The sequence below is a fragment of the Leptolyngbya sp. FACHB-36 genome (genome assembly GCF_014695955.1).
Taxonomy (GTDB): Bacteria; Cyanobacteriota; Cyanobacteriia; order Leptolyngbyales; family Leptolyngbyaceae; genus FACHB-36.
On sequence record NZ_JACJPG010000367.1, the window covers coordinates 1 to 8,583 of the forward strand.

At 50.3% G+C, this 8,583-nt stretch carries 4 protein-coding genes; 3 read left to right on the forward strand and 1 reads right to left on the reverse strand.

Going from position 1 to position 8,583, the window contains the following annotated elements; all coding sequences use genetic code 11:
• The 3 genes from H6F43_RS10285 to H6F43_RS10295 form a co-directional block, all read left to right on the forward strand.
• On the forward strand, window positions 1-394 hold a 394-nt coding region (locus H6F43_RS10285), incomplete at its 5' end, for an AraC family transcriptional regulator (RefSeq protein WP_190342687.1).
• A 98-nt stretch (window positions 395-492) separates the two neighbouring features.
• On the forward strand, window positions 493-1,074 hold the full coding sequence (locus H6F43_RS10290; protein WP_242025487.1) for a hypothetical protein: 582 nt from the start codon (window positions 493-495) through the stop codon (window positions 1,072-1,074).
• Window positions 1,075-1,160: 86 nt separating this feature from the next.
• The gene (locus tag H6F43_RS10295) at window positions 1,161-1,682 is read left to right on the forward strand and encodes a TspO/MBR family protein (protein WP_190342688.1); all 522 of its coding nucleotides are present in this window, start codon (window positions 1,161-1,163) and stop codon (window positions 1,680-1,682) included.
• A 369-nt stretch (window positions 1,683-2,051) separates the two neighbouring features.
• Here H6F43_RS10295 and H6F43_RS10300 read toward each other — a convergent pair whose 3' ends face one another.
• Window positions 2,052-8,555, reverse strand: a complete 6,504-nt coding sequence (locus tag H6F43_RS10300) for a non-ribosomal peptide synthetase (RefSeq protein ID WP_190342689.1) — start codon at window positions 8,553-8,555, stop codon at window positions 2,052-2,054.
• Window positions 8,556-8,583: the final 28 nt, after the last annotated feature.

Below are 8,583 nucleotides of genomic sequence, written 5' to 3' on the forward strand. Positions count from 1 at the left end.
CGGGCTAGTGATTCACCTTCTCAAGCAGTATTCGGTTTGGCAACCTCAATCATCTTCTAACAGCAAAGGTCGTTTGTCTGAGTATCAGTTGCAAACTGTGTTTGATTATATTTACGCTCATCTTGATCGAGATATTGCTCTATCTGATATTGCTAATACGCTGAATTTGAGTCAATATCACTTCTGTCGTTTGTTCAAGCAATCCACATCTGTTACACCTCACCAGTATTTAACTCAGTGCCGTATCGATCGCGCTAAGCAGTTATTACAAACGACTCAATTAACCATCACTGAAATTGCTTTTGCTGTGGGTTTAACGAATCACAGCTCATTTACTAGGCTCTTTCGCCAATATGTCGGTGTGTCACCGAAAGTATTTAGAGCATCACAATAAGAGCTTCAGCAAGATCTGCACAGTTTGAGCAAATTTGGTCAAGCGTTTGATGGAGGGCGATCGCTACACTGTGGTCATTCATAACGCTGGAGAATTGAATGACGACACTCAAAACAGGTGAAAAGACACCCGAGTCTAACGCACCGCAAAGAACTAAGAAATTTGTCAAACTGAGCCTTCAGCAGAAGAACTGGGTTCTCTCATTCCACATTGGCTTTGCCGCACTGTGGACTGGAGCAGTTTTTAGCATGTTTCTGATTGCACTTAGAAACAAAGACACAGCGAACTCTGACATTCTTTTTGCGCTTAACTCAGCCATCAATCTACTCGATGATGTCGTTGTCATTCCTGCGGCGATCGGGTCGGTGATTACGGCAACAGTTCTTTGCTGGCAGACCAACTACGGCTTCTTCAAATTTTATTGGGTCATTACCAAGTGGATTCTGACCACTGGGTTGATTATTTTTGGAACCTTCTGGCTATTTCCCTGGGGTAATGCAGCGGAAGAGATTGCATTCACAGAAGGACTGAATGCGTTCAAGAATCCCATCTATTTGTTTGATGCTAAGGGAGTGTTGTTTGGATCGCTGATTCAGATTTCATTTCTCTTCGTCATCATTGCGATTTCAACCCTAAAACCCCGGGGAAGACGACCAAAGGAAAAGAATAAATCACAGTAGATGGGACGGATGGAGATATTAAGCATTGAAAGTCAAACTTACTTCATTTCAACGCGCTTTGCTTCAAATTTAAAAGGAAAGACTTAATGGACAAAATTCTGTACGAGCCAAAAACAAAGCAACAGCTTAAGAGATCGCCTTGGTGGATGGCGCTGGTCTTCGCTACAGGAATTCTCGCATTAGGAATGTTAGCGGCTGCATGGGGTTACTGGTTGGGGAGTGACTACGAACGGCAGGTGATCAATCCACCTATTTACCCACCGGAATGGTTCTTTTGGGCGATCTGGCTGGTGCTATACCCAACACTTGGCATCTCAACCTGGTACGTTTGGCGACAGCGACACGACCCATTAGCAAGACATGCGCTTGGAGTTTTTGCGATTCATCTGCTCGCAAATTTGTCATGGGTTCCGGTCGTCCATATCACCAGAAGTACACTAGCCGTGCCGGTCCTCATGGATCTGTTCGTTGACGTGTTCGTTTTTGCAACGGCGATCGCGTACTGGCGGGTATCCAAGCTAGCGTTTCGTTGGTTGCTCCCCTATCTCGCCTGGAATGTGTTTACGACATTGATTAAAATCTGGCGACTGCTGCTGAATGTCAGTTGAGCATTCTGAAAAAGTACAGTTAATATCAGTTTTGGTTAGGCGGACTGAGGCAAAGCAAAGGGCAGCCTCAAAGACGGCTTGTTGGGCTGGTAGGCAATCAGGCTACAGACTAAGTTGACTAGGGAACGATCGCGTGAAGGTTCATCTGCGAAATGTTCTTGAGTTTTCTTTAGTCGATAGGAGATGCCATCAAGACTTTGTCGCTTTGTGCAACAAGGGGGTTTGCTTCTTCTTAGGCAGCAATGGCTCAGTGATTTCTCACTCTTTGTCGCTTAGGCTACTGGAGTGCGGCATTGGCTGGAGTACAACGCTTTCTCTTGGTCTTATGTTTCTCATCGGAGATCCCAAATGCGTTCTATACAGAGTTTTCTACAGGGAAGCACTGGTAGATGCCCGAACTCGCGTAAGGCATGCCTGCAAGGTTGCTCCGAGGACTTGAACATGAGGCTCTTGCAATATGCTGAGGTGAGTACCAGTAATCTGATGGATTTCCAATCCACCTGCGATCACCTCGCCCCATCCCATAGCTGGGTCGATTTGAAGACTCACATTGCTAAACTGCTCTGAGGCTTTGAACAAAATTGCTGCCCCTGGATAGGGCTGCAGCTTGTAAGTGCTGCCTAGTCGCTGACTCTGTTCTTCGTACATAAAGTCTTGAAAATTTTCTGGCAATGCTTGTCCGGTTGCTTCCATCAGCTTGATCCCCAATCGGTGCTGGGCTTTAGATATCGAGCCAGTTAGCGACTGTATTTGTCCGCTGCCTTTATCGCGCACCTTTTTCAAGACATAGCTTGGACCCAGGCTAGATAAGTAGCGCCAGTGTTCTTTGACCTGCTGCGACATCGAGAGCGATCGCACGGCACCCGGTGCATAGGTATCCAGCAAACCCAAAAATTCAACCGACTGATTCTGTTTGAGGAGTTGCTGGGCAATTTCAAACGCTACGACTCCACCGAACGATACTCCAATCAAGTAATAAGGACCTGTGGGTTGAATGGTTTGTATTTGTTGCAGGTAGTGTGCCGCTAAGTCTTCTACGCTGTTAGAAGGCAACAGCTCTCCCGTTAAGTTTGTAGACAGACCATAAACGGCTTGCTGCGGATTCAGGTATTGCAACACCGGGCGGTAAAACTTCATGCCCCGCCCCAACACATGAATGCAAAACAAAGGAGGACTAGCCGCAGTCCCAGCTTGCAGCATTACGAACGAAGGGCACACAAGCGTTGTCTCTGGTTGCCTTAATTGTGCAGCCAACTGCTCGATCGTTGGAGCTTGGAACAGCCTTGCTACGGAAAATTCTTGATTGAGCAGGGTTTCAATTTTGGTACACAATCGCACCGCCAAGAGAGAATGTCCACCCAAGTCAAAGAAGTTGTCTGTGATGCCGATCGTCGGTACCCCCAACACGTCCTGCCAGACCTCCGCTAACTGCCGTTCCAACGAATCTCTGGGTGCAACTGCTGCACGTGTACGATCGCCTACACCTAGATCTGGCATCGGTAAAGCGCGGTAATCTACCTTGCCATTGGGAGTAAGCGGCAGCGCCTCCAGGCTGACAATGGCGGCTGGCAGCATGTAGCTGGGCAATTTGTCTTTTAGGAACTCCCGTAAGGCTCCGGTTGTTCCATTCAGTTCGGCTGGCTGTAGCACCACGTATGCTACGAGTTGCGGTTGTCCTGCCGTGGTTCGTGCTAGCACTACTACATCCCGAACTTGGGGATGCTGTCCAAGAACAGTTTCAATTTCTCCCAGTTCAATCCGGAAACCGCGAATTTTTACCTGCTGGTCAATTCGACCCAGAAATTCGATTTGACCATTGGCAAGATAGCGAGCCAGGTCTCCAGTTTTGTAGAGCCGATCGGGACCGAAGGGATTGGGAATAAATTTCTCGCAAGTCAAATCTGGACGATTCAGATAGCCTCGTGCTAGCCCAACTCCGGCAATATGGAGTTCGCCGGGAACGCCAACGGGGACAAGCTGCAACTGCGAGTCGAGAATGTAGACCTGAGTGTTAGAGATGGGTCGTCCGATCGGAATGTCAGCCAAGGTTGGCGCGAACTCTGAAGCGGCTGGGTCATAGAGTGTAGCTGTGACGGTGGCTTCAGTGGGTCCGTAGGTGTTCAGCCAGCGGACCTGAGGATTCACCCGTTGGCACCAGTTGATGTAGCTCGATCGCAACGCTTTTTCTCCGCCCACAATGACCAAGCGCACGCAGTCTGGCAGGGTGCCAAGCGCTGGTAGTTCATGCACCAGTTCATGCCAAAAAGCCGTGGGCAAATCAAGCACCGTAATCTGGTGTTCCTGAATAAATTGAACAAAGTGTTTAGGAACAATACACGCCTCTGTTCGCAGCACTACAGTGGCTCCCTGAATCAGCGATGGAAATAGCTCTTCCACCGCTATGTCAAAGCTGAGGCTGGAAAACTGCAACACTCGATCGCTGGGTTGTAAATCAAATTCCTCAACGATCGCCGTGCTGTGGTTCACCATGCCCTCATGGGTAATCATCGCTCCCTTGGGAGCGCCCGTTGAACCAGACGTATACATTATGTAGGCCAGCGTCTCTGCTCTGGTTTGCCAGGACGGATTCTCTGAAGGCTGGTGCGCGATCGTCGCCCAATCCACATCGAGCTGTACGATTTGCGCGTCGTGTTCCGGTAGGGTTTCGACCAGATGGGATTGGGTTAGAATCACTGGCACCCGGGCATCGCCCAGCATATAGACTTGCCGTTCCAGTGGATAGGTGGGGTCGATCGGGATATACGCACCTCCCATCTTCAGCACACCTAGAAAGGCAACGATCGTCTCTAGCGATCGTTCTGCCCAAACAGCCACCAGCGCATCTGGTTCAATTTGCTGCGATCGCAAATAATGAGCGAGCTGATTGGCGCGCTGGTTCAGTTCGCGGTAAGTCAAGTGCTGTTGCCCAAACACCACCGCAATTTGGTTCGGGGTACGTTCTACCTGAGCTTCAAATAATTGATGGATACATACCTGAGCCTGCGATCGCGGAATCCCGCTGCTCAACGCTAGAAGCTGCTGCTGCTCTGATGCCGTCAACAGCGGCAATGCGGCGATCGGCTGAGCGGGATCGGCGGCGATCGCGCTCAATAGCGTTTGGAACTGGCGGACCATGCCCGCGATCGTCGTCGAATCAAATAAATCGCGGTTGTATTCAAACTCTCCAGTTAGTCCGGCTGCCGTCTCCTCCATCATTAGGCTCAAGTCATACTGCGAGAGGCCACTCTCGACCTGCCGTGGTGATAGCGAGAGTCCCGGTAGCTCGAATGCTTCGCTGGGTGAATTCTGCAAGACCAGCATCACCTGAAATAGCGGGCTGTGGCTCAGGTTTCGTTCTGTCTGCACAGCATCCCTGATCTGCCCAAAGGAAACGTCTTGATTGGCGTAAGCATCCAGGGCAACCTGTCGAACGCGCTTCAGCAATCCCAAAAAATCTGGATTGTCACTCAAATCTATTCGTAATGCCAGCATGTTAATGAAGCAGCCAATCAACGGCTCCAGTTCGCTGTGGTGGCGGTTGGCGATCGGAGAACCAATCACCAAATCTTGCTGTCTGCTGTAGCGCGATAGCAACGTTGCTAAGGCAGCTAGCAACGTCATAAATAAAGTAGCCCCAACGCGCTGACTCAGGTGTTTTAGTTGACGAGTCAGCGCGGAATCTAGAGTAAAGTACTCCCTGCCGCCTTGAAAGGTTTGAACCGTTGGTCGCGGGCGATCGGTGGGTAGCTCCAACAGCGGTGGTGCTCCAGCTAGCTGCTGCTGCCAGTAGGCTAATTGCTGGCTCAACTCGCCTAGCCACTGCTGTTGCCACTGCGCAAAGTCGGCGTACTGAATGGGTAATTCTTGCAGCGGTGAAGCGGTTCCTTGTACATAGGACGTGTAAAGCGCAGTCAGTTCTCGGCGAAACACTGCCAGAGACCAACCATCAGCAGCAATGTGATGGATCGTCACTAGCAGAACGTGAGCGGTTTCACTTAGACGCAGCAGCGTAACTTGCAGGGGGAGATCGACAGCCAAATTAAAGGAATGCTGCGCAGCGGCGGTTGTCAAGCGGCGGACTTCTGCTCGCTGCTCTGCCTCTGGCAAGGTTTGTAGATCCACGACTGCCAGAGGCACAGGCTGCGGCGGCAAAATTCGTTGAACGGGTGCGCCCTTGATCACAGAAAAGACGGTTCGTAACGGTTCGTGCCGCCGCACAATTTTCGTCAAGCTCTGTGCTAGGGCATCTTTGTGCAGCACTCCCACCAAATCGTAAGCCAAAGGAATGTTCAGAGAGCATCCCTCTTCCAGTTGGCTCAGGAACCACAACCCAGCCTGGGAAGCGGAGAGGGGTAAATAGTCGTCTCGTTGAATCGCTGTAATCGCAGTGATTCTCGGAACACCGTTCAATTTGCAGGATTGCGCTTGGGACAACGGCGCAAGATGCTCTGCTAGTTCTGCAACCGTGGGCGATTCAAACAAGCGGCTAATCGGAATCTCCAACTTCAAGGCGTCCCGTAATCGATGAACTACCTGGGTCGCCAATAGGGAATGACCGCCTAGGGCGAAGAAGTCATCGTGAATGCCGACCTGTAAGCCCAGAACGGTTTGCCAAATATCGGCTATCAACTGTTCCAAGGCATTTCTCGGTGCCATGTAGTTTTGGTTCGCCCACTCTGGGTCTGGGAGCGATCGCCGATCGACTTTTTGATTTGGAGTCAGTGGCAGAGCATCTAAGCGGACAAACACCGCAGGCACCATATAGTCTGGTAGCTTTGCTTGGAGTTGCTGACGAAGCTGCTCGATCGCCGGGAATTGTGGCTCCGGCACAATGTATGCCACTAGCCCAACTTCACCAGTCCCCAGTTCACGGGCTACCACAACCGCTTCTCGAACGCCTTCAGTCTGACGCAGCGCTGCCTCAATTTCACCCGGTTCAATCCGCATCCCGCGCAGTTGAATCTGAAAATCGTTCCGACCCAGCAGTTCTAGATTGCCCTCTGCGTCGAACCGCCCCAAATCTCCGGTGCGGTAGAATTGTTGCCCCTCGATCGCAACAAACTTTTCCTGGGTCAAGTCTTGCCGATTTAAATAGCCCTGCGTGACCCCGGCACCGCTGATATAAACTTCTCCCACAACCCCGATCGGAACCAGATTGCCATGTGGGTCATACAGGCGGACGGATACGTTGTCAAACGGTGTACCCACTCGGCTCTTTGCTGTACCGTGATGGGCAACTGGGTACGCACACCCCATACAGCTAATTTCACTACAGCCATAAATCACGTAAAGTTCTGCTTGCGGAAACACCGTTTGCATCCGCTCCAACAAATCCGCAGGAACGAGATCTCCACCGCAGGAGACGTGCCTCAAATGATGACATGACTTGTCTAGACCTGCTTCCTGAATGTAAGCCAAGAGTTTTCGCATCAGGCTGGGAGACGCGTGCAGCACTGTCAGTTGCGTTAGCGTTTGTGCCAGCCGCTGAAAATCTAAAATATGCTCTCGTTCCAAAATCATCAGCGTTCCGCCCACGACCAGTGGCGACAGCAACTCAAACAGGCTGATGCTGAACGTAAAACGCGCGATCGTGGGCATCACGTCCTGCCGATTCCAGCCAAATCGCTTTTGCGCCACTGAAATATAGTGAATCAGATTCCGATGGCTTGCCATGACGCCTTTAGGCTTGCCCGTTGTTCCGGAGGTATAAACCAAGTAAGCCGTTTGATCCAGGTAGGCTTCATGCTCAAGATTATGCGTGGGTAGAGACTGAACCGTCCTCCAACCGTGATCGCAACAAAAGATGAGCCCTACAGCAGGTAAATTCGGCAGCAGATGAGATTGAGTCAGTAAAACATGGGGTTGGGTATCTTCAGCAATGGTCGTCAGCCGATCTTTGGGATAGCTAGGATCAAGCGGTACATAAATCCCCCCTGCCTTGAAAATAGCCAATAAACTAATCGCAATATCGAGGGATGGTTCCACACAAACTGCAACCGGAACGCCTTCCTTCACCCCAATTCGGTTTAAGTAATGGGCTAGCTGATTGGCGCGACCATTGAGTTCTGCGTACGTGAGGTGCTGTTCTTGAAAGGTGACGGCGATCGCGTTTGGATAATGAGTTGCCTGCGCCTCAATCTGACGATGGATGGAAATGAGCGGATAGTTTACCGAAGTGCTCTTCACAAGCAGTTGATGTTCTGCCTCAGCCAACAGTGGCAATTGAACGATCAAGCACGCTCGATCGCGAACCATTCCCTCTACCAATACTTGCCAGTGACCTAACAAGCGTTTGATTGTGTCAGCTTTAAACAAGCTAGCGTTGTAGTTCAACAGGACTGTAACCCGTTGCTCCTGCTGAAAAATGATCAGGTGTAAATCTGGATAATTCGTTAACTCGGCGGCTTTTTGGTGTGCCAACCAGCGTTGCTCGTCCTCATCAGAAACACTTTCGACAACGGTAATAGAGATCGGTGAATGAAGTCGATGCTGATGGCTGTCTAACACCGAATCTGGTGGCTCCTGCTCCTGAAGATTGTTCAGTGCATGAGTAAACTGATCCATTAATTCTCGAACGGTGACCTCGTTAGTGATTGAGGTGTAGAGTTCCGTTGTGCTGTTTCTCTCTAGTTTGGCATCCGCGATCGTTAGAGTCAGACCAATCGTTTCCTGCTGAGTATAGCGGTAGACTAAAGCGTTGAATGCAGCTAATAGTAGCGATCGACCCTCGCTATCAGATACTGGAACTGGCTCTTTGCTCAATTCAGCCCAGCAGCTCGGCAAAGGGGCTGCACAGTAGCCAGATTGATAGATGAGGGTGGGCGTTTTGAGAAAATCACTGGGTAGTTGTAGCGATCGTTCTTGATTAGCCATTAGAAAAAACTTTTCAATAATTAGGAAA

Bases quoted from the DNA above. Each gene is read 5' to 3' on its own strand.
- H6F43_RS10295 (WP_190342688.1), top strand. From the start codon at position 1,161: ATGGACAAAATTCTGTACGAGCCAAAAACAAAGCAACAGCTTAAGAGA.
- H6F43_RS10290 (WP_242025487.1), top strand. From the start codon at position 493: ATGACGACACTCAAAACAGGTGAAAAGACACCCGAGTCTAACGCACCG.
- H6F43_RS10300 (WP_190342689.1), bottom strand. From the start codon at position 8,555: ATGGCTAATCAAGAACGATCGCTACAACTACCCAGTGATTTTCTCAAA.